This is a genomic window from Acinetobacter sp. neg1, assembly GCF_000788125.1.
GTDB lineage: Bacteria > Pseudomonadota > Gammaproteobacteria > Pseudomonadales > Moraxellaceae > Acinetobacter > Acinetobacter vivianii.
This window is the reverse complement of sequence record NZ_JSZD01000006.1, coordinates 900,651-919,468: the sequence shown is the minus strand read 5'-3', so window position 1 is coordinate 919,468 and position 18,818 is coordinate 900,651. Positions and strand designations below refer to the sequence as shown.

The following is an 18,818-nucleotide window of genomic DNA, read 5'->3' as shown; positions in this document are numbered from 1 at the left end:
TTAGATTGTCCATTTAATATGGCAATTACCAGCTAGATAATACATTAGGCCATACATTCTCTCTGTAGTTATAGATTTTCCAGTTCCATCAAGTATACTTAGAGCATTTTCTATAACCATATTATCAATAATTGCATCAATAGCATCCCTCGGCTTTTTCATTTTGATTGCTGGTATCACATATGCTTTATGCTTAGTAGCTATCGTTGAAAGAATATGAACTAGAATATAACGGCTAGCATTAGAAGCTTCGTACATTGTTATGAATTTTACAGTATCTTCTTTCAATTCTAAAGCATCTTCAACTAACTCTTCTCTATCAGCCTCTATAAGTTTTTGTTCAAGAGTCTTCATTTCTGATTTTGGAGTTAGGTATCGATATAGACTATTTTTAGTCTCTTGATATGTTTCATCATCAACAAAATTATCTGAGTTTTGCAGAATACGTAAATACATCTGTGCAATAGTTCTAGTGGTTTTATTAGGGATGATGTTTAAAGTATGTTTAGTACTATTATCATCGCCACCAACTAGTTTTACTTCACTAGCATTAATTTGATTTTCATTCTGATTAGTTGTTGAAAACATAATTTATTCTTTACTATTATCATCGCCGCCAATAAACTTCACATCTCCACGAGCTTTAACTTTATTGTTATTTTGGTTTGTCGTATTTTTATCTCTTTTATTAATTGTTTTTTGATAGGTAATAGTAAGTGCAATAGCAGAAACCAACCCTCCAATAAAGGTTAAAATTTCAACAAAATGCTCATTGATAAACTCAATCATAATTTTCTCCGTTAATTTAAACTTCTCTATAAAGACCAACTACTTTTCCAACCAGCTTACATCCCTCACGGAGCCCTATGATCTTTTCATGCCATTTAGGGTTCAAGGGTTCTAAATACATACCATTGCTTTCTACTATCAATTTCTTGAAAGTTGCTTCCGTTTCTCCTTCACAGGCAACAATAACCAAATCACCTGTTTTTAAATCATTTGCTTGAAAATCTGGATTTACATATATTTTGTCCCCTGGACGAAAGTCTGGAAGCATCGATTCTCCAACAACCTCTAAACCATAGCCGTTTTTTCCACATTTAGGATTAGGCGGTAACCATTCTTCGAATAATGTTCCCGTAGGTATACTTTCAGCAGTTGTCCAGGTTCCAGCTTGTATCCATGAAATTACTGGTATTAATCGACCAGAAATAGGAAACTGATTAGCTATATTGCTATCGAAGCTATTAATATTGTCTCTATCCTCATGTGGTATATCTAACCAACCATGGGGTTTACCAAAAGCTTCTTCTATTTCACGAGCTACTTTATTACCGATTCCTTTGATGGGAGTTGTCCCTGCAAACTGACTTGTTTGTGATTGGCCTTTATTAATCTTATTAGCAAAGTTAGAAACACCACCAACTTGGTCAACTAATATGCGGGTGTTGTTATATCTAATAGTTTTGCTGTCCATACATTAACTCAACTTTTTAGCAGTATTTGCTATATAAAATACCTAACAGGTAGTTTTTTAAGAAGAAAATACCTAGTAGGTGTAATTTTACTTTTATCACCTTAAAGGTAAACAAGAAAAAAGGTTGTATTTGCATTACCTAAAAGGTAATATTTAGATTGATTAAAGAGGATCAATCTATGCGATTTAGAGACTTCATTTTAAAAATGACTCCTGAGCAATTAGACAAATATGCAAAAGCTGCTGGTACAACAAGTGGTTATCTAAAGACACATCTTTTATATGGATATAAAGAACCACGTAGAAAGCTCCGTTCAGCTTTAGTTAAAGCAAGTGATGGACAAGTTTCAGAACAGGAAGTCCTGCAACATTTTGGATTGTATCCAGTTCAATCATTACCTAACCAAAATAGTAATGAAGTAGCCATCTAATAAACACGTTCAAAAGGACTCGCAATGAACATATTAGATGCGGCTTACCACACGGTTCACGACTTTAAAGGCGGGGCAAATGCGCTTGCATCACGTATGGGCATCAAAAGCCCGGCGGTGCTCAACAGCAAGGTCAACCCAAACACGGAAACACATCACCTGACTTTGCTTGAAGCGACAAAGCTGATGGGCATAACAGGGGATTTTCGGATACTCCAAGCGATCTGCGCAGAACATGGCAAAGCAGCTATCGATCTGCCGGATATACCTGAGAGCAAAAGAGACAGTTGCCTGATGGATACTTTTCTAAATATCGGTATTAAGAAAGGCAACGTAAGTAAGCAGTTTAGAGAAATGCTTGCGGATGGGCGAATAACAAAAGGTGAGGCAATCGACATGGCAAAGGTCATACATGACATGCATGTACTGCTTGCCACGCTGGAGCAGCAAATTAATGCCTGCATTCAGGACCAATAAAAAAACGTTTCCTGTTTTGAGCAGCGGAAGCGGTTTTATGACCTTTATTCATACTTGCTAAGCGAGAAGAAAATATGAACAGACACAATCTAGCAAAACAGGCTGGCAAAGACAAACAGAATTCTGATTATGTGAAAGGCGACGTAGTTGTTTATATCAGTGGTGGCAACAACGCACTTCATGAGATCTACAAAGTTCATAGCAACACTTGCGTTTCTATTAAACCGCTTAAAGGAAGTTTATTACTTCAACGAGTTACATCAACAGCGTTATTACGTCATGCCACGGTTACAGAAATACAGGCAGGTAAGCGATCAGGCAATACAGATTTAGTCATTCTGGATATGGGTGACGATCATGATATTGAAAACCACATTTCAAAAAACTGCCGTGTGATTAGCAATGATTTTTCTAAATTCCTGAGTAGAGCGCTGAATGCTCAAAAGGAGATGACATGAGCCACAACAACCAAACCAAAGTAGATGAAAGAATCTTCTGTGATCTCTGCCATACCAAAGAAATTTTTTATCCAATCCACCGTATGAGTCGGCGCATTTGCTTATGTGTTGAATGCGCCCGTGAAATCGCAAATTTGTATGTTTATGACTTCGAGTGCCGATGGATCGATCCAGATTATGCAGACAAGTATGAGAATTCTAAGAATGGAGGCAGGTCATGAGCAAGTTCGTACCAAACTCATTTCAAATTACGAATGCCTTTGTTGATGAAGCAATGAATAAACTCAGTGATGCATCTGTGAAGATCTATTTACTGATTGTGAGAAAAACTCGAGGCTGGGGGAAAGATAGTGATTCACTTTCATTAAGCCAGTTGGAAGAGCTTTCAGGCAAAAGTAGACCTACTGTTGTTAAATGCCTCAATGAGTTAGTCAAAGTCGGATTAGTAAAGAAGCATCCTCCTTCAATCTATGGGAATGTCTATTCGCTAATTGATAACTACAATATTGGAGAAAGAATAAAATTCCCTGGTAAAAAATTTTTACTAGTCAAAGAATTTAGCTTCACCAATACAAGCTATCCACGCGTACTGGTTAAAAATTTTAACCACCCTGAAAATTCTCGAAATCACGTCAGTCCAGAAACACCTAATAGTGGGGAAATCCGCCTCAAGTGTCATAGTAAAAAAACTTTACTAGTTAAAAATTTTAACCTCACTAGTAAAAATATTTTACCGCTGCTAGTTAAAAATTTTTACACACAAAAAACACTATCAAAAAAAACTAATCAAAATAAAAAAAAGAGCTGGTTGGTTTTGAAAAAATTGAAAGATCAGATTGCTTCGGCAAATGATTCAATTCCAGTTGAGAAAATTACTGACGCGAAGTGGTTCAAACGAGAACTTGAGGCATTTGAGAATTTCAATGCAGACAGGAACCATAATCCTGATTTCAAAATTTACTTGTTTGCAGACTGGTTGCTGAAGGCATATTTCAAATACGAGAAACAAGCTACTTCACAGTTGAAATCAGAAGGGCGAGTTCAAGTTCCACAGAATGCATCAAAGGGATTGAGCGACAAACAGAGATATTTCTTTGCAAGCAAGTTATCCCGGTTACCTGAGTTCGCTAAATATTCACATGGTAACGAAAGCTACGAACAACTGGCTAAGCGTTTGGAATCATTGCTTAAAGATCCTGCAAATCTCAAGAAGTGGGCTGAGTACCTGATCAACATAAGCAATGAATACAAGGGGAATGCAGCCTGATGAGTAGCATGAGCCTTGCCCAGTACCGGGAAGAAATCCTTAAGCTGTCTCGCCAAACAAAAGTGACCAAATCCAAAGCAAACAGGAAAACCAAGTCTAGAGCTAAATCCCAGCAGCAGGAACCAAGCGAAGGTGAATTAATCCTGATGCGAGATTTAAGAGCCTTAGGCATTGGCTTTGAACCTGAATACAAGTTTCATCCGACACGCAAATGGCGTGCAGATTTCCTGATCAGCAATACCAAGATCCTGATCGAGGTTGAAGGCGGGATCTGGTCAGGTGGAAGACATACACGTGGCACTGGTTACATCGGTGACATGGAAAAATACAACGCAGCAGCAATTTTAGGATTTCAGGTTTTACGGTTCAGCACACAACAAGTGAAATCAGGTTTAGCAGTACAACAGATAGTGCAATTGGTAAGAGGTATAAAATGACATTGGTGATTGAAAAGATGCATATCATGCAGGCAATAGATTGGTCACGATTCGATTTGGAAGGCTGGTTATACCAGTTCGGTGCCTGGCTCTATAGCCATACTGGTCCATGTGGCCAGAGTATCAATCCAATTGCCGTAGCGATGGATAACGCTGCTAAAACCCGACATGCCAAAAAGCTGACAAAGAAGAAAAGTAATCAAGTCATCGCTGACTATATTTCAGATGTTTCTCCTGAGCCAACACGACCAAAGCGAGGCAAAGTCACTTGTGCAATTAATGATAATGAAGCACGTGCTGTGCAGCGTTTAATACTGGATATGTTTGGCCGGAGCGAAATCATGGACGAATGGCTAGATGCTATAGTTGATCGCTACTTTCGAGGTCAGTCATGGTCTGAAATGGCAAATGAAGAACGTACTCAAAACGATGCCAGACAAGACGTTAAATGTGGTTTAGCAGCGTTGCATTGTCGGTATGGGTTTATTGGGTTTTAGCTTAAAACTAATAAAATATTTCAAAAATGATTTAGTAATTTGACTGGAAACGTTTAAGACGCGTTAGGCTAAAACCTATACCTAAATGTGTTAAATGTTTTCAGAATAATACTTAAAATATGGAATAATGCTTTTAAAATTTTACGAGTAAGCGCTGACTTATTTTTAGATAAAAATGTCATGGAGCTTTAAGCAAGTACTTACTTAAGTACTTAATTTTCTGGAAAAGGTATATGTCTGAATCAAATGAAGATCATCGTTTGACTCCTGAGCAACTTGAATCAATTGGTAAGTCTCTATATGGGACAAGTTTTAAGATTCAACTTGCTGACTTCTTAGGGGTCGATCGGCGAAGAATAAATCACTGGTTAGATGGTGATCGTCCAATTCCAGTAGGGATTACAACTGAATTATTAGAAATTGCAAGAAAACGAAAGGAAGCGATTGAAGGAGCAATTCATCTATTAGAAAAAATTCTAGAGTAGTAAGACTTGACTTGTGCTCAATATGGGCACAAAATTGGATTAAAACAGAGCAGTAGGGCGCTGTTACCATTAGGTGGTATTTCCATGAGCATATTATATTTTCAAAATTTCCAATCAATTTGGAAATTCATTTTTTTCATTAAAACAATTGAGATGGGGAGTGCATATTAAAATGAGATCCCTTAATCAATTGTACGACGCAAGCGATATCGCAGATGGCTATGCTTTGGCTTATGAGCAGGTAGCGGATCTAGCCGTAATGATAGGCGCCGTCCGGAATCTGTGTGAGAAGAAAATTCAATATATCAACAAAGTTTATGATGTACCTGAATCAGTATTCCTAGAATTGAAACGTATTTTTAATATCATTGATGGATTGATTCAGGAGTTTTTAGAGTTTAGTAAGGCTCAGGAAGATTCCTATAAGTGCTAAAAAAAAGCCTGTCAAATGACGGGCTTTTTAATAAGAATGTCATTAAAAAATTAGGTAAATAATCATGCATAATTTTTATTTACAATAATTAATAGACTGTATTTTTTCAACTGGATTAAAAATATCAATAGCTACTATTTCTCTTTCTTTAGGAATTCTGAACGATATGAAATGTGGAAGTGGCTCTTCTTTTTTTGAATTTATATTATTCAAACCTTTTGTAAAACCATCTTCAGTATTACGATAACATGTTTTCTCAATTAGCATGGGGGAGGTGTAAGGTAGTGCATTCTTGGCATGTAATCTAAACTCAAACGGATAATTTTTCATAATATTGTAATAATTTTTTTTGTAGTTTATTTGAACGTAAATAATTTTTTCTCTATCGTTTGGTAGCTCTGTTTTTAAATGATAAAAAGTAAAATCTTTATCTTTAGTTGATATGTTTTTAATTGATATAAGTTCTTTAATATCATAGCTTTTTTCTTCAATTAGCTTGAAGAAAGTTAGCCCCTTATCTGAAAATATACAGAGATTTTTTCCACACAATAATTTAAACATTTTTTTATCTTTATACGTAATATATTTTGTTTGATTAAGTACATCTTGAACGGCTGAATTTTGGCCACGCTCATAAAATTTGAGTACACTTAGCAAAACAATATAAAAACCAAACAATGAAAATACGAGAAAGAAATAGGATAGCATTAGATATTTGGGAAATTTTTTCCTTCTATTTTTTAAGTTGATTTTTAAGACTCTTCTAGCATATTTAAAAAAGAGTACTTTTTTATCTATATTTTTTCTTTTCTTTATATATTTAATCCAAAGTAACTTGAAAAGCCATTCTATTTTGATTTCTAAATGCTTTAATTTGTTTCTATAGATGTAAAGTATAAAGGCTATGATAAGAAAACAGATAATATAAATAATTTTAGGTATAAATATTAATAAATTTGCAAAAAAACCTATATGAACATAGTCAGCAAAATCAAAGTTTAAACTTAAATAATCATATCCGGTATTGTAGGTATAACCTTCAACAATTAATCTACCTGCTTCATACCAATATCCGACTAAAAGCGAAACACCAAAAGCTAAAAAGAATTCCTTAAAATTCATTGCCTTATTCTCATTTTAAATTAATATTTAACAGTTTTTCTCGGTCTGCCTCAGCATTCACAATATGCATCTTTTTATGACAATTCGGGCAAAGGGCAACAGTGTTCTCAACCGTATCAGCACCGCCATGTGCTAGCCATTCAATGTGGTGAGTCTCCAGGTAGGGCTCGCCATTTGCATCTTTAAAAGGAGCCGGTTGCTCACATAGCTGGCAAATACCATTGGCCAAACGTTTTGCTAACTGAGCAATAGAATCCGAACGGATGTAATATTTGGTCTGGGTATTACGATAGCTAACTTCTGTCTGTGCTGAAGCTTTGGCATCTGCGATAAGTTGCTCAGTCGATTTTCTTTTATATTTACGCTGTTTCTTCTGACTGGCTTTAACGATGGTCTCAGCGCTAATTGTAGTACGGGTATCTAATAGCTTAAGCGGGAAGATCCAAACGGTACGATCTTGTTTATTCGCATCCGGCTGAATCTTTTGATAGGGCTCACTAATGAGCGTAACAGGGCCCTGGTAAATATATTCTTTATCTGTGAATACTTCGAATAGATGAACTGAAACGCCGTTAGTATGGCTCTCAGCGAGCGTTTTATTCTGGCTTTTAAGCTCTTGGTTCCCAACTTGTCCCATACCCGTGTAATGAAGTTCATCACCAATCCATCTATCTTCATAGATTGATTCAACGTGATTCGAGATGATTACTAAGGTATTTGTCTTAAGAGACCGGCGCATTCCACCTTGTGGCGAACAACCAAAATATTCACAAAGTCCTGCATTATCTAAAACGGTACCAGGTTCTAAATTTTTAAAATCTTTTGTCATGCTTAAATCTTGTTATTTAGTAAATATTGGACAATAGGTAGATCGGCTGCAGCCCAGTCAAGTTGTTCTAACTCACCAATTTGGCACCACTTGATATCCTGGTGTTCATGTATTACCAATTTATTAATACCCGTGGCTTCACATAAATAAGTGGCCAGTTCAATCTGGAAATCTGGATAAGAATGCTCAACAGTTAAAAGATAACTTTTCACATCAATGGCCAGATTCAGCTCTTCATGGATCTCACGTCTAAGTGCTTGCTCTGCCGTTTCATTAGGCTCAACCTTTCCACCAGGAAATTCATACTTATTCGACAAATACGGGTATTTATGTCCACCTTTTAAAGCACATAAATATTTTCCTTCATGGATGATTACTGCTGCTACAACGCTTAACTTTTTCATGGTGCTGATTATAAGCTAATTTCTTGTTTTAATAACATGACTTGACCCTGCGCAGGGCAAATGCTATTTTTACGTTATAGTGGTCGAAGTATAAGTAGATCATAGAAATTAAAGCTCATCGGAAGGTGGGCTTTTTTATTTTTGATACAAATGTATTGTAGAGATTACAAGTTAGTGTTTAAAAATTACACTTTTTGACTGGTGTTAGGTTTACTTTAGATGGGTTGTTGTCGCATCAACAATTATTCTAGAGGGCGAGGAAATGCCTCAATACTTAAAAATTGCTGAAAAAATATATTCAAAACTTGAAGTGGAAAATAAATTTTCAACAGACCCGCAAGAATTATTGGATTTGATATTTTTACAGCTTAGGAAAGAACTTAAAGATACGGGACTGAAGCTTCGGTGTCATGATGTGGATGTTGAAGACTGTTTTAAGACCTGTACTGACAGAAAAATAAATCTAGATATCAGCATAATACCTCACCATAAACATAAAGATGAGTATAAGCTTTGGTTGGCAAGTTTGGTTGAGAATGTCACTGAAAGTAAGATTAAAAGAAAACCAAGGTATTTTGTTGATATAGGATCTGATATCGATTTTGATTCAGAGCTCAGGAAATTGCTTTGGAGTTATTCTAAATCCAAGTCTACTGAAGATATCGCTACTTACTTTAATAGTCAGGATTATAGAGATCAACATAATTAATCATCACTCACAAACAAAGGAAAAAAGAGGAGGGAAGAATGTTTATAGATTTAAAAAATGGATCTTGTATTAATGCTAGTGAAGTCCTAAGTGCCGCTTTTTCAAAACAATCAGAGGCTTATGTCGTCAATATAAATTTTAAGCCTCATAACAGCCTTAATAAAGAGTCAATCGCGATTAAGTTTGATGAAGCTTTAAAGGCAAATGCATACATTAAAAAGTATTTTAATATTGAGACATACTTCGATTAAATCAGACTAACTCTAAAAAAACCTTCTTCGGGAGGTTTCCTTTTTTGTGCCGCAACTAGCTGGTTTTTTTAGATTTATGTTCATTGAAAATAATTGTTTATATTAAATATACTTCCTTTGCTTTTATTTAATTTATAATAAAATTGATCTATATTTAATCAATGAAGGGTGTGGTTATGACTTTTTACATTGGTGGTCATATGTCTGGTTCCTTAGTTGAAACAGAGGAAATGGATAAAGCTCAAATACTTAAACCTTATAGCCCATACACTGGAATAGCTAGGCCTGTTTGTGTCTATGCCCGTAGGCAAATAAGCTTCCAAGGAACAGTAAAATCATTTTATATACTTGAGACAGAAGAACCAATTGTTCATCGTGATCAGATATTGGCATTGTGGGATCAAGTGGAAACAGATATTTATGTAATTTGAATTACTAATTTAAATTTAGCCCCTACCATTGGTGGGCTTTTTTTATTTTAACCCTTAATCCCACTAGGGCGAGGCCAGTCCACTAACAGAGAGTATTTCAGTATAAAGCAAAGCTATAATTATTAAGGATATTAAAATTTAATTCATAGATTTTTAAGAGGGTGTGATTACCCAATAACTATATTAACTGCACCAATCTTTAATAACTTTACTAACATTTACTCAAATATATAGTATAAAGAGTCTCCATAAGGAGATAAAAATGACAATTATCACATTAAAAAACATTGAAACAGGTGAGAAATTCCGTGTTCAGTCAATCATTGAACCTATTATTAATGCTATTAAGGAAGGAAATAATCAAATAATACATAAGATTAGGTGGTTATATGAAGATACTCAAATTGATGTTGATATAGAGTTTCATGATATTTTAAATCAACAACAGCTTAAAAGATTTATAGGTAGGCAGTATATTATTGATAAAATTGAATAAGGTGTGATTTTTCTTAAGCAGAAATATTTTTCTTTATAGATAAGTTGCTTTTATCTTAAGGAGGAGTTGCATGGTTGAATATATTCCAAATGAAGACCAAGAATTTCAATCCTTAATGATCGCCATAACCGAATCTGCTTTAGAAAAGATGAAAAAAAGGCAGAGAGCAGCTATAGTAAATACCAAAAAACTTAAAAATAATCAGCGAAAAACAAAAAGTGGATTTTCGAAAAAATGATATTTTTAGATTTTTTATAAATCTTTAGAAATGAAATTCATACGATCCAATTGTTATACTTTAAGTAATTAAAAAATTAAATTTATAAATTTGAAAGATAGAAAATCACACATCTTCATAGACATCACATTATTTGAAATGTAAGTAAAATCTAGATATGAAATATTTGGTTTTTTACATGCTATAGTGATTTTTTGTCAGAGTGCAACAGAATGAATATTTTTATTTCTGGTGTTTTGGATGGCCAAATTCTACCGATAGAAGAATACAAATCAGATAGTTTTAAAATTACCAATATAGATACGTTGGAATCTACAGAATATATCCGAAATGTATTTGAGAAGCATCATCTTAAACATATTTTTTGGATACCTGAGAGCCTGGATCGAAAGTATGTATATGAGCGAATTGAAAAATATCTACATGATAAGTAAGGTTGTTAGTTTGATTGGAATCATAATCCGCTAAGTCTTTTGTATTGTAAAAATATATTTGGCTCTATTTTCATAGTAATAACATGATTAGCGCATTATGAGAGTATTAAGATAGTTTTGGATTTGCCAAGATTTTGGTGTAGACGAACTTGCAAGTTATGATGAAGGTGTTCTTAAAAAATTAATTTATAAAATAACAATAAAAAGCCTTACAAAATACTGTAAGGCTTTATTTTTAAGTTAGATTTTTAGCTCGGTGTAGATGTATTGTGATTAGGTTGCACCCCTTTATCGTTTTGATCGGAAGCGGGGGTGGCAGTTGTATCTGGTTGTGGTTTGTTAGGGGTGGTAACTTCGGTATGTTCATTTGCTTGAACTTGCTGGTTTGCTTCATTATCTTTTGTAGCTTTTTTAGAAAAATCTTTAAAATCAGACATTTTAATCTTCTTTACTTCACTGTGGAGAGCCTATACTACGCTTTAAAAGTCGTTACACTACGGTAGTTTTAAGATCTATATGTGTTGATATGTGCTACAGATAAGATTTATCTCGATGAAATATTTCACAAATAAAATCAATTATATATAACTGCTTGAGTCTTATCAGTTAAAGGCCGGATACATGCTCTATAAATTTCAACTAGGTGTACATAAAGCACACATATATATTTTTGTTCAGGAATTCTTTTAAAAATTCTGCAAAATAATAAAAATTGATAGTTAGAAAATTATAGTTTGTATAAATGTACTTCTAGGCATACTATGATTGATTAAACTGGAGCATATTGATGCTAAAAGACATTACAGTTGTTGATTATCAGGGTAGCGAAAGAAGAGCACAGGCATGCTATCTAGAGGAAAATACTGAAATTACACTTTCAAGAAAACGGGTCCAAAGTTCAAAAATTGAATATATTTTGATAAAAGGTGAAATTATTTACCCGACATTAGATTGGGTTTTTAATAGCTCAGATGGTAGTAGCTACTATATAAAATGAAAAGAACCGCTTCGGCGGTTTTTTTTCATGAATTCATACATTGTTAAAAAAACCTTAATAAACTTGTATATTTTATAAATATGCTTTATCAATGCCAATGAGCATATGCGTTAAGGGACTAAATAAGTGATTAAATATATTCCAGATCTTGATCAGGAAGAAGAGACATTGATTACCGCTAAAGTTGATGCCGCCTTAGAGAGACTTAAAAAAAGGATGAAAGTAAATAGAATTATTTATTTGGATAAAGAATTGAAAATTTCTTTAACATTTAAAGTTGAAAGTCATCTTCGTAGTTAATCAAACTTAACTTATCAAAAGATAGTCTTCTTAATTGTACGGCGTTAATGCCTATCAACTAGCCGAGCATATGTCGTCACAAGAAGCCCTGTTAATAATATGTGTTAGCAGGGCTTTTGATTTTCTGTGGTATAAGATTGTATCCACTAATTGCAAGAGGGATATATGTCTGACAACTCAACTAAATGGTTGTGTGTGGGTGGTGTTTTAAGTGGAGAATGGCGAGATCAGCAGATGGATACATTTGATGTTGATCCTTGTGATTTAAATACTCATAGTTATGAACCAATGAGGCTTAGCAATCCTGTTACCAAACAAGAGCAGTATTTCTTTGTATACACAGAACTGAAAGAAGAAGCATATGAAAGGGCAATAAATTTTGCCTTATACAAAAATCAGTAATAGTAAGAGAGCACCTAGGTGCTCTTTTTTATGGGCAAAATTTATGGATAACCAAAAATATTTCCAACTCACCAAAAAGCATCCACCCAAAACCAAACCTAAAAGTAGGCCGCTGCCGAAAGCCAAACAAGCCTATCTAGATACCTTTCAAGATATGGAACGTGCTCTACAGATATTAGAGATCAAGTACGAAAAATTATTCCAATTCAAATCAACAAAGCATTGGCGTTATGACTTCCATCTTATTGAGCACCGGATCTTAATAGAGATTTCTGGTGGCCCTTGGTCCGGTGGACGTAAAGGTAAATTGGCAAATAAAGCTTGGAGCCTGGATAAATATGATGAGGCTTGGGAAAAGGGTTATACCGTTATACGTATTGAATCATCTACTCGATACAAGATTGATGAATCAGGACCAACGCAGATAGAAGCAAGTCATGCTGACCAATGGCTTAAAAGTTTAAAAAGGCATAAATTCAATGAGCCAGATCAGACCATTTCCACCGACGGAATTGATGGATAAAGCCGACGAGGAAGAAGCAATACGCCTTGCACCTGCACCGGATCTTATGGACTGGGTGGTAAAGAACTTTTTAACCATTGGTGGACCACTACATAACCCGGATCATGACCATATTGCTGAGCTCATGCACGATAGTGAAGAGTTTCTGGCATTTGCTTGGGCATCATCAGCATGTGTAGCCAAAAAGCGTATGGTGCTTGGTCAGTGCGAAAAGGTTATGTTTAACCAGGGCGGATGGCGTAAAGCCCGACAAGAGCAGCAGATGCGGGACTGGTTTGGTTATGTGCCAGTTTACCTCATCACAATTGATGCCAGTTTTTGCGAACAGGCCTCAGATCGGGACTTTTGTGCTTTGATCGAACATGAGCTCTACCATATTGGTGTTGAGCGGGACGAGGACGGCGAACCTTTATTGAGTGATATGACTGGATTACCTAAACATTATCTGACTGGCCATGACGTTGAAGAGTTTGTGGGTGTCGTTAAACGATGGGGAGCGAGCGAAAACGTGAAGCGACTTGTAGAAGTGGCGAAGCAAACGCCGTTTGTAAATGATGTAAATATTTCCAAGTGCTGTGGGACATGTTTAATAAGTTGAGCCGTTTGGCTCATTTTTTTTGCCATGTTTCCTTGACGTACCTTGACGGATAGAGAGAAATGGCGACGTTAAATAAAAAGCAAAAACTCTTTATTGTGCAATCACTTGCCGTCTTTAATACCCCACAAGAGACAGTGGTGCTCGTCAAGGAAGAATTTAACATTGATGTTTCACGTCAACAGGTTGAAACATACGATCCAACTAAGGTTGCTGGCCGAGATCTCAGTAAGGAATTTAAAGAGGCATTTGAAGCCATTAGAGAAAAGTATCTTGAGCAGCCGATCCATAAGATCAGTGGAGCAAACGACATCGTTCAGTTAAAGATCCTGAATGATCTGCTCTGGTCTAAAAAGAACAACGTCAGGATGACACTCCAGATTGTTGAGCAGATGCAAAAAATCATGAAGGGATTTTATGACAAGAAGGGTGGTCAGCCAACTCAAGGCAACGGCGGTGAAGCAGGTCAGACCAAAGCTGATGTAGAACTTGAGATTAAAAAGTTAGAACTGCAAAAGCTGCAGCGTGAAGTGAATCCACCGGAGCATCGTCCACCTGGTGAGGATTACAAACTTGTTTTGAATCCTGATGAGGAGATACCAGATGAGCCAATTCTTTAATCCTCCAGAAGGTTCAGTTCAATTAACCCCAAAACAGGCCAATATCTATTTATGGGGCTGGCAGAAAGAAGCGCGTTTTCGTGATGCTGTATGTGGCCGCCGTTTTGGTAAAACGTTCTTGGCCAAAGCCGAGATGCGCAGGGCAGCAAGACTGGCAGCTCAATGGAACGTGTCGGTTGAAGATGAGATCTGGTATGCAGCACCGACCTTTAAGCAAGCCAAGCGGGTATTCTGGAAACGGTTAAAACAAGCTATTCCTGCCTCATGGAGAGCAGGCAAGCCAAATGAAACCGAGTGTTCAATCACTTTAAGAAGTGGCCATGTTATTCGTGTGGTTGGTCTGGATAACTATGATGACCTTCGTGGATCTGGCTTATTTTTCCTGATTATTGATGAATGGGCCGACTGTAAATGGGCAGCATGGGAAGAAGTACTTCGACCAATGCTTTCAACCTGTAAGTACGTGGTCAACGGCGAACAGCGGGTTGGTGGAAATGTTTTGAGGATTGGTACTCCTAAAGGCTTTAACCACTGTTATGACACGTTCATGGATGGGCAGCCTGGACATGAACCAGACTGTAAAAGTTTTTCCTATACATCACTTCAGGGCGGGAATATTCCTGAGTCAGAGATCATTGTTGCGAAACGCAAGATGGATCCTAAGACATTTAGCCAGGAATACGAGGCCAGCTTTGAAAGTTACCAGGGCGTTATCTTCTATTGCTTTAATCGAACGCTAAGCGCATCGAATGAAACGGTTAAGCCGAATGATGTACTCCACATCGGCATGGACTTTAATGTCACTAAGATGGCAGCAGTGGTCTATGTTCGCCGTGGTGAGCAGATGCATGCGGTCGATGAGTTTGTAAACCTATTTGATACACCAGCAATGATTGAAGCAATTCAGGAACGCTATCCGGATCATGAGGTTGCTGTTTATCCCGATGCTTCAGGTGAGAACCGCAAGTCTAGCAATGCCAGTGAAACGGATCTGGCATTACTCAGAAAGGCTGGATTTAAGGTCCACGTCAACAGCAGAAACCCTGCTGTGAAGGATCGAATCAATTCAATGAATGGCATGCTCTGCAATACCTTGTCTGAGCGTCGATTATTCGTAAACGTAATTAAGTGTCCACACTTTGCAAAATGTCTGGAACGTCAGATCTATGATGATTATGGGCAACCGGATAAGAAGTCTGGCTTTGACCATATGAATGATGCAGGTACTTATCCAATCGCATATTTATTCCCGATCGACAAAAAGTCAGCAGGAATGCGCAGGATCCGAGGCATGTCTTAACCAACGCACCTTACAGGTGCTTTTTTTATGGTGTTTTTATGGCAGTTACTGATAGACATCCGCAGTATAAGGCTGCACAAAAAAGCTGGCAGATGATGCGTGATTCCATTGCTGGCGAAGAGCAGATTAAGCAGGCCACAACAAAGTACCTCTCTAAATCAGCAGGCATGATTGAGGCCGAGAAGCAGGGTGACACTACAGGTGAGATCTATAAGGCATATGTGAACCGTGCTCAGTATCCATTATGGGTTCAGGATTCATTACGGACCATGATCGGGTTGGTCTCAAAACTTGAGCCAGATATCGTGATTGAGAGTTCTTTGCTTAAAGGGCTGATCAATAACGCGACCAATGATGGTTTTGGGTTAAAGCAGCTATTTATCCGTGTATGTGTTGAACTGCTTGAATGCGGTCGTTGTGGCTTATTGGTGGACGTAGATGGTGATGGCGTGCCTTATTTCGCTATGTATGATGCGCTTTCCATTATCAACTGGAAAGAGAACAGCATTGGCGGCCGTAAGGATCTCAAGCTGTTGGTGCTCGAGGAGCAATTTGATAATAGCGAAGATGAGTTTGGCCACGAAACTAAAACCGTACACCGTGTTTTATCCATGCAGGATGGTGCTTTAACGGTTCGGTTATTTGATGGGGCTTTACCTGAAGATAAAACGCCAGATCTAGGCGGAAACCAGCTTTCTTTTACGCCGTTTGTATTCTGCGGTACCACAGACAATTCACCGCATGTCGGATCGGTACCACTATTAACCATGGCCAAAGCTGCTTTGAAGTATTACCAGTTGAGTGCGGATTATTACCAGTCCTTGCACCATACAGCGCATCCTCAACCTTGGATTAGTGGTTTAGATGAAGGAACCGATATTAGTGTGACTGGAGTCATGGCCGTTTGGGATCTACCAAAGGATTCAACCTGCGGATATTTAGAAATTTCGGGTGATGGTATTGATATGACCAAAAAGGAAATGGATGCCCAAAAGAATGCAGCGCTTGAAGCTGGTGCAAAGGTGATTGATACCAATAGCCAGGAGTCTGGTGAAGCCCGCCGTGCACGTCAGGATGATCAGCATGCCAGCTTGCACAGCATTGTGATGTGTGCTGCTGAAGCTATTGAACAAGCTCTTAAATATGCGGCTCAGTGGCTAAAGCTGGATCCTTCTAAATACGCATTTACAGTGAAGCCTGAATTTGTCGTAGGGCAATACGATATCAATCTTGCTAAACAACTTTACGAAGGTGCACTAGCAGGCAAGAATTCTTTCCAGACATACTGGGAATATCTGGTGACTGGGAAATTACCAGCACATGAATATAAAGATGAATTAGAGCGTATAGAAGTAGAACAGGAGAGTGCGCCACTATAGAGGTAACGTTTTATGGCAAATCATGATGAAAAAATTCTGTTTAATGTTCTGACCCAGCATCAGGCATATTTATATCGTGCTTCTTCGAGATCCGTGAATGAACTGCTAGGTATCTTTAACGATGCAACGATGGATATGCTGACCCGATTAAATGGTTTGCTTGATGAATTAAGTGATGCCGAGAAGATTGCGCTTGCTGGTGGTCAGTATACAACTTCAAATTTACGCGAAGTTCGGGATCTCATTAACCAGTGGTTTACGTCAATTCATGTTGCTATACCAGAGACGTTCGCCATATCAGCCATTTCATTTGCAGTTTATGAAGCCAATTACACGGCAAAGCTGTTTGGCCATTCAAAGAAAGCTCATAAAGGAGAACAGCTTTATAAAGCAGCGAAACAGGTCCCTTTAGCAGGTGGAGCGCTTGTTGATGAACTTTTATCTAAAATCGCAGAAACTGCCCGTCAGAGAGTGGAATATGCGATTCGTGATGGAATTAATACTGGGATGACGAATCACCAGATTATTAAACGTATCCGTGGTACCAAACGACTTCAATATGAAGATGGGCTTTTAAACAGTACCAAAACTGATATTGATCGTACGGTGAGGACTATACGTACTCATGTCTCTAATCAAGCCTATTTAAACAGCTTTAAAGATCTAGATATTCAATATGTCAGGTTCATCAGCGTACTTGATGGAAGAACCTCAAAAGTTTGCGCTTCATTAGATGGCACTGTATGGGCGATAAATGATCCTGCAAAGCGTGTACCGCCACTTCATCCAAACTGTCGGAGTACTTTGGTCCCAGTTGATAAGGATGGGCAACTTGCTGGTCAACGTCCTTTTGTGATGGATGAGCGCAAAGTTAAGGACATACCTAAAGATGAACGTGATCAGCTGATTGGCCAGCTAGATGCAAATACCACCTTTAAAGAGTTTTTCAAAAAAACAGATGATTTCTTTCAAAAGGAATGGCTAGGTCCTAAACGCTACAAGCTCTACAAAGAGGGAAAGTTTGATTTTGAAAAGTTCTTCGATCCTGAAGGTGAGCTTTATACATTAGAGCAATTAAGACTTCTGGATGAACGAGCTTTTAAAGAGCTGGGTATTTAAAGTAAGGAAGGTATTTAAAATGTCTAAATTATCAATCTGCGAATGCAAAAAGCGCAAGGAAGAACTGGAAAAAGCTCTAACGGTTCAGATTGCAGAACTGGTCAATAAGTTTGAAATCGAAACGGGTGTCAATATTCATGATATTTACCTGAATTTTACTGATGTGTCTGAAATTGATCGGCCTGATCGTTATGTGTTTACGAGCGTCACAGTCAAAACGCTAGAATCTGATTAACTATTTTCATTAATCGTAAGGCACCCAAAAGGGTGCTTTTTTTGTGAGTAAAAGAAATGTCAAATACCGAGCAACAAATTGAAAATGAAATTCAAAGTAAGGGGCTAAATGCACCTCGCTTAATACCGAGTCATATCGATTCAGTTATTAAACATGTTGCCTACTTTACCGCAGGTGATGGCTTTGTTGGAGCAATTACTGGTTCCGCAGAATTTAACAATCTTCCTGAAGAGGAGCGTGTGGTAATTACTCCTCAGGAATTAGACCTACTGACATTTTGTGTAATTATACTTAAAAATGGTTTTACGGTTACAGGTGAATCTGCATGTGCAAGCCCTGAAAACTTTAATGCTGAAATTGGCCGGAAAGTTGCGTATGAAAATGCCCGTAATAAAATTTGGGCGTTAGAGGGTTATTTGCTTAAGGAGAAATTGCAACAACAGTAAATCTCAACAAAGTTCTAAATATTTAT

Annotated in this window: 31 protein-coding genes; 24 read left to right on the top strand and 7 right to left on the bottom strand. The window is 37.2% G+C overall.

The annotated features are described in order from the left end of the window. The 3 genes from PJ15_RS05340 to PJ15_RS05330 are packed head-to-tail and all read right to left on the bottom strand — an operon-like array spanning window position 1 to window position 1,477. Window positions 1-588 carry an ABC-three component system protein gene (locus tag PJ15_RS05340; protein WP_047428753.1) on the bottom strand — a complete coding sequence of 196 codons (588 nt, stop codon included), beginning with the start codon at window positions 586-588 and terminating at the stop codon, window positions 1-3. Window positions 589-591: 3 nt separating this feature from the next. Beyond that, a complete protein-coding gene (locus tag PJ15_RS05335; RefSeq protein WP_047428751.1) occupies window positions 592-789 on the bottom strand; it encodes a hypothetical protein in 198 nt (65 codons plus the stop codon). A 16-nt stretch (window positions 790-805) separates the two neighbouring features. Beyond that, entirely contained in the window at window positions 806-1,477 is a 672-nt protein-coding gene (locus PJ15_RS05330; protein WP_047428750.1) for a LexA family protein, read from the bottom strand. Between the two features lie 179 nt (window positions 1,478-1,656). Between PJ15_RS05330 and PJ15_RS05325 the strand changes: the two genes are divergently transcribed. The 8 genes from PJ15_RS05325 (at window position 1,657) to PJ15_RS05285 (ending at window position 5,962) form a co-directional block, all read left to right on the top strand. Continuing rightward, window positions 1,657-1,908, top strand: a complete 252-nt coding sequence (locus tag PJ15_RS05325) for a hypothetical protein (RefSeq protein WP_047428748.1) — start codon at window positions 1,657-1,659, stop codon at window positions 1,906-1,908. 24 nt (window positions 1,909-1,932) lie between these two features. Further along, window positions 1,933-2,385 (top strand): phage regulatory CII family protein, encoded by a 453-nt coding sequence (locus tag PJ15_RS05320; RefSeq protein WP_047428747.1) that lies wholly within the window; start codon window positions 1,933-1,935, stop codon window positions 2,383-2,385. A gap of 74 nt (window positions 2,386-2,459) precedes the next feature. Then, window positions 2,460-2,843 carry a hypothetical protein gene (locus PJ15_RS05315; protein ID WP_047428745.1) on the top strand — a complete coding sequence of 128 codons (384 nt, stop codon included), beginning with the start codon at window positions 2,460-2,462 and terminating at the stop codon, window positions 2,841-2,843. A gap of 217 nt (window positions 2,844-3,060) precedes the next feature. Further along, a complete protein-coding gene (locus tag PJ15_RS05305; protein WP_047428743.1) occupies window positions 3,061-4,110 on the top strand; it encodes a replication protein in 1,050 nt (349 codons plus the stop codon). Beyond that, window positions 4,110-4,547 carry a DUF559 domain-containing protein gene (locus PJ15_RS05300; RefSeq protein WP_047428741.1) on the top strand — a complete coding sequence of 146 codons (438 nt, stop codon included), beginning with the start codon at window positions 4,110-4,112 and terminating at the stop codon, window positions 4,545-4,547. Before PJ15_RS05305 ends, PJ15_RS05300 begins: the two co-directional genes overlap by 1 nt. Next, window positions 4,544-5,044 (top strand): hypothetical protein, encoded by a 501-nt coding sequence (locus tag PJ15_RS05295; protein ID WP_047428739.1) that lies wholly within the window; start codon window positions 4,544-4,546, stop codon window positions 5,042-5,044. Before PJ15_RS05300 ends, PJ15_RS05295 begins: the two co-directional genes overlap by 4 nt. Before the next feature lie 233 nt (window positions 5,045-5,277). Further along, entirely contained in the window at window positions 5,278-5,529 is a 252-nt protein-coding gene (locus PJ15_RS05290) for a hypothetical protein (protein ID WP_047428737.1), read from the top strand. 172 nt (window positions 5,530-5,701) lie between these two features. Beyond that, window positions 5,702-5,962 (top strand): hypothetical protein, encoded by a 261-nt coding sequence (locus PJ15_RS05285; RefSeq protein ID WP_047429185.1) that lies wholly within the window; start codon window positions 5,702-5,704, stop codon window positions 5,960-5,962. A 75-nt stretch (window positions 5,963-6,037) separates the two neighbouring features. Here PJ15_RS05285 and PJ15_RS05280 read toward each other — a convergent pair whose 3' ends face one another. The 3 genes from PJ15_RS05280 to PJ15_RS05270 are packed head-to-tail and all read right to left on the bottom strand — an operon-like array spanning window position 6,038 to window position 8,317. After that, window positions 6,038-7,084 carry a hypothetical protein gene (locus PJ15_RS05280; RefSeq protein WP_047428735.1) on the bottom strand — a complete coding sequence of 349 codons (1,047 nt, stop codon included), beginning with the start codon at window positions 7,082-7,084 and terminating at the stop codon, window positions 6,038-6,040. A gap of 10 nt (window positions 7,085-7,094) precedes the next feature. Then, a complete protein-coding gene (locus PJ15_RS05275; RefSeq protein ID WP_047428733.1) occupies window positions 7,095-7,913 on the bottom strand; it encodes an HNH endonuclease signature motif containing protein in 819 nt (272 codons plus the stop codon). Window positions 7,914-7,915: 2 nt separating this feature from the next. After that, window positions 7,916-8,317: a (deoxy)nucleoside triphosphate pyrophosphohydrolase gene (locus tag PJ15_RS05270; RefSeq protein WP_047428730.1), complete on the bottom strand. Its 402-nt coding sequence runs from the start codon at window positions 8,315-8,317 to the stop codon at window positions 7,916-7,918. A gap of 262 nt (window positions 8,318-8,579) precedes the next feature. Between PJ15_RS05270 and PJ15_RS05265 the strand changes: the two genes are divergently transcribed. From PJ15_RS05265 to PJ15_RS18530, 5 genes are all read left to right on the top strand, one after another. After that, window positions 8,580-9,026, top strand: coding sequence for a hypothetical protein (locus tag PJ15_RS05265; RefSeq protein WP_047428728.1), 447 nt, complete (start codon window positions 8,580-8,582; stop codon window positions 9,024-9,026). A 38-nt stretch (window positions 9,027-9,064) separates the two neighbouring features. Further along, window positions 9,065-9,277, top strand: a complete 213-nt coding sequence (locus PJ15_RS05260) for a hypothetical protein (RefSeq protein WP_032866632.1) — start codon at window positions 9,065-9,067, stop codon at window positions 9,275-9,277. 176 nt (window positions 9,278-9,453) lie between these two features. Then, on the top strand, window positions 9,454-9,708 hold the full coding sequence (locus PJ15_RS05255; RefSeq protein ID WP_032868192.1) for a hypothetical protein: 255 nt from the start codon (window positions 9,454-9,456) through the stop codon (window positions 9,706-9,708). 262 nt (window positions 9,709-9,970) lie between these two features. Continuing rightward, window positions 9,971-10,204 (top strand): hypothetical protein, encoded by a 234-nt coding sequence (locus PJ15_RS05250; RefSeq protein WP_032866634.1) that lies wholly within the window; start codon window positions 9,971-9,973, stop codon window positions 10,202-10,204. 70 nt (window positions 10,205-10,274) lie between these two features. After that, on the top strand, window positions 10,275-10,442 hold the full coding sequence (locus PJ15_RS18530) for a hypothetical protein (RefSeq protein ID WP_155766443.1): 168 nt from the start codon (window positions 10,275-10,277) through the stop codon (window positions 10,440-10,442). Window positions 10,443-11,124: 682 nt separating this feature from the next. On the opposite strand, the gene PJ15_RS05240 is transcribed toward PJ15_RS18530, so the two are convergent. Next, window positions 11,125-11,313 (bottom strand): hypothetical protein, encoded by a 189-nt coding sequence (locus tag PJ15_RS05240; RefSeq protein ID WP_032866638.1) that lies wholly within the window; start codon window positions 11,311-11,313, stop codon window positions 11,125-11,127. Window positions 11,314-11,663: 350 nt separating this feature from the next. Between PJ15_RS05240 and PJ15_RS05235 the strand changes: the two genes are divergently transcribed. The 11 genes from PJ15_RS05235 to PJ15_RS05190 all read left to right on the top strand — a co-directional run bounded on the left by PJ15_RS05235 (window position 11,664) and on the right by PJ15_RS05190 (window position 18,792). Next, entirely contained in the window at window positions 11,664-11,873 is a 210-nt protein-coding gene (locus PJ15_RS05235) for a hypothetical protein (RefSeq protein ID WP_032866640.1), read from the top strand. Window positions 11,874-11,999: 126 nt separating this feature from the next. Continuing rightward, the gene (locus PJ15_RS18595; protein WP_165569285.1) at window positions 12,000-12,173 is read left to right on the top strand and encodes a hypothetical protein; all 174 of its coding nucleotides are present in this window, start codon (window positions 12,000-12,002) and stop codon (window positions 12,171-12,173) included. 165 nt (window positions 12,174-12,338) lie between these two features. After that, complete coding sequence (locus PJ15_RS05230; protein WP_047428722.1) at window positions 12,339-12,575, top strand: hypothetical protein; 237 nt, start codon at window positions 12,339-12,341, stop codon at window positions 12,573-12,575. A 43-nt stretch (window positions 12,576-12,618) separates the two neighbouring features. After that, window positions 12,619-13,098 carry a hypothetical protein gene (locus tag PJ15_RS05225; RefSeq protein WP_047428720.1) on the top strand — a complete coding sequence of 160 codons (480 nt, stop codon included), beginning with the start codon at window positions 12,619-12,621 and terminating at the stop codon, window positions 13,096-13,098. Further along, a complete protein-coding gene (locus PJ15_RS05220) occupies window positions 13,055-13,696 on the top strand; it encodes a putative metallopeptidase (RefSeq protein ID WP_047428717.1) in 642 nt (213 codons plus the stop codon). The genes PJ15_RS05225 and PJ15_RS05220 overlap by 44 nt, the downstream gene beginning before the upstream one ends. A gap of 59 nt (window positions 13,697-13,755) precedes the next feature. Next, complete coding sequence (locus tag PJ15_RS05215; protein WP_047428715.1) at window positions 13,756-14,313, top strand: DUF2280 domain-containing protein; 558 nt, start codon at window positions 13,756-13,758, stop codon at window positions 14,311-14,313. After that, window positions 14,297-15,613, top strand: a complete 1,317-nt coding sequence (locus PJ15_RS05210; RefSeq protein WP_047428713.1) for a terminase — start codon at window positions 14,297-14,299, stop codon at window positions 15,611-15,613. Before PJ15_RS05215 ends, PJ15_RS05210 begins: the two co-directional genes overlap by 17 nt. A gap of 38 nt (window positions 15,614-15,651) precedes the next feature. Continuing rightward, on the top strand, window positions 15,652-16,992 hold the full coding sequence (locus PJ15_RS05205; RefSeq protein WP_047428711.1) for a DUF4055 domain-containing protein: 1,341 nt from the start codon (window positions 15,652-15,654) through the stop codon (window positions 16,990-16,992). Between the two features lie 12 nt (window positions 16,993-17,004). Then, entirely contained in the window at window positions 17,005-18,111 is a 1,107-nt protein-coding gene (locus PJ15_RS05200; protein ID WP_047428709.1) for a minor capsid protein, read from the top strand. A gap of 19 nt (window positions 18,112-18,130) precedes the next feature. After that, the gene (locus PJ15_RS05195; protein WP_047428707.1) at window positions 18,131-18,346 is read left to right on the top strand and encodes a hypothetical protein; all 216 of its coding nucleotides are present in this window, start codon (window positions 18,131-18,133) and stop codon (window positions 18,344-18,346) included. A gap of 56 nt (window positions 18,347-18,402) precedes the next feature. Further along, a complete protein-coding gene (locus PJ15_RS05190; RefSeq protein ID WP_047428704.1) occupies window positions 18,403-18,792 on the top strand; it encodes a Gp49 family protein in 390 nt (129 codons plus the stop codon). Window positions 18,793-18,818: the final 26 nt, after the last annotated feature.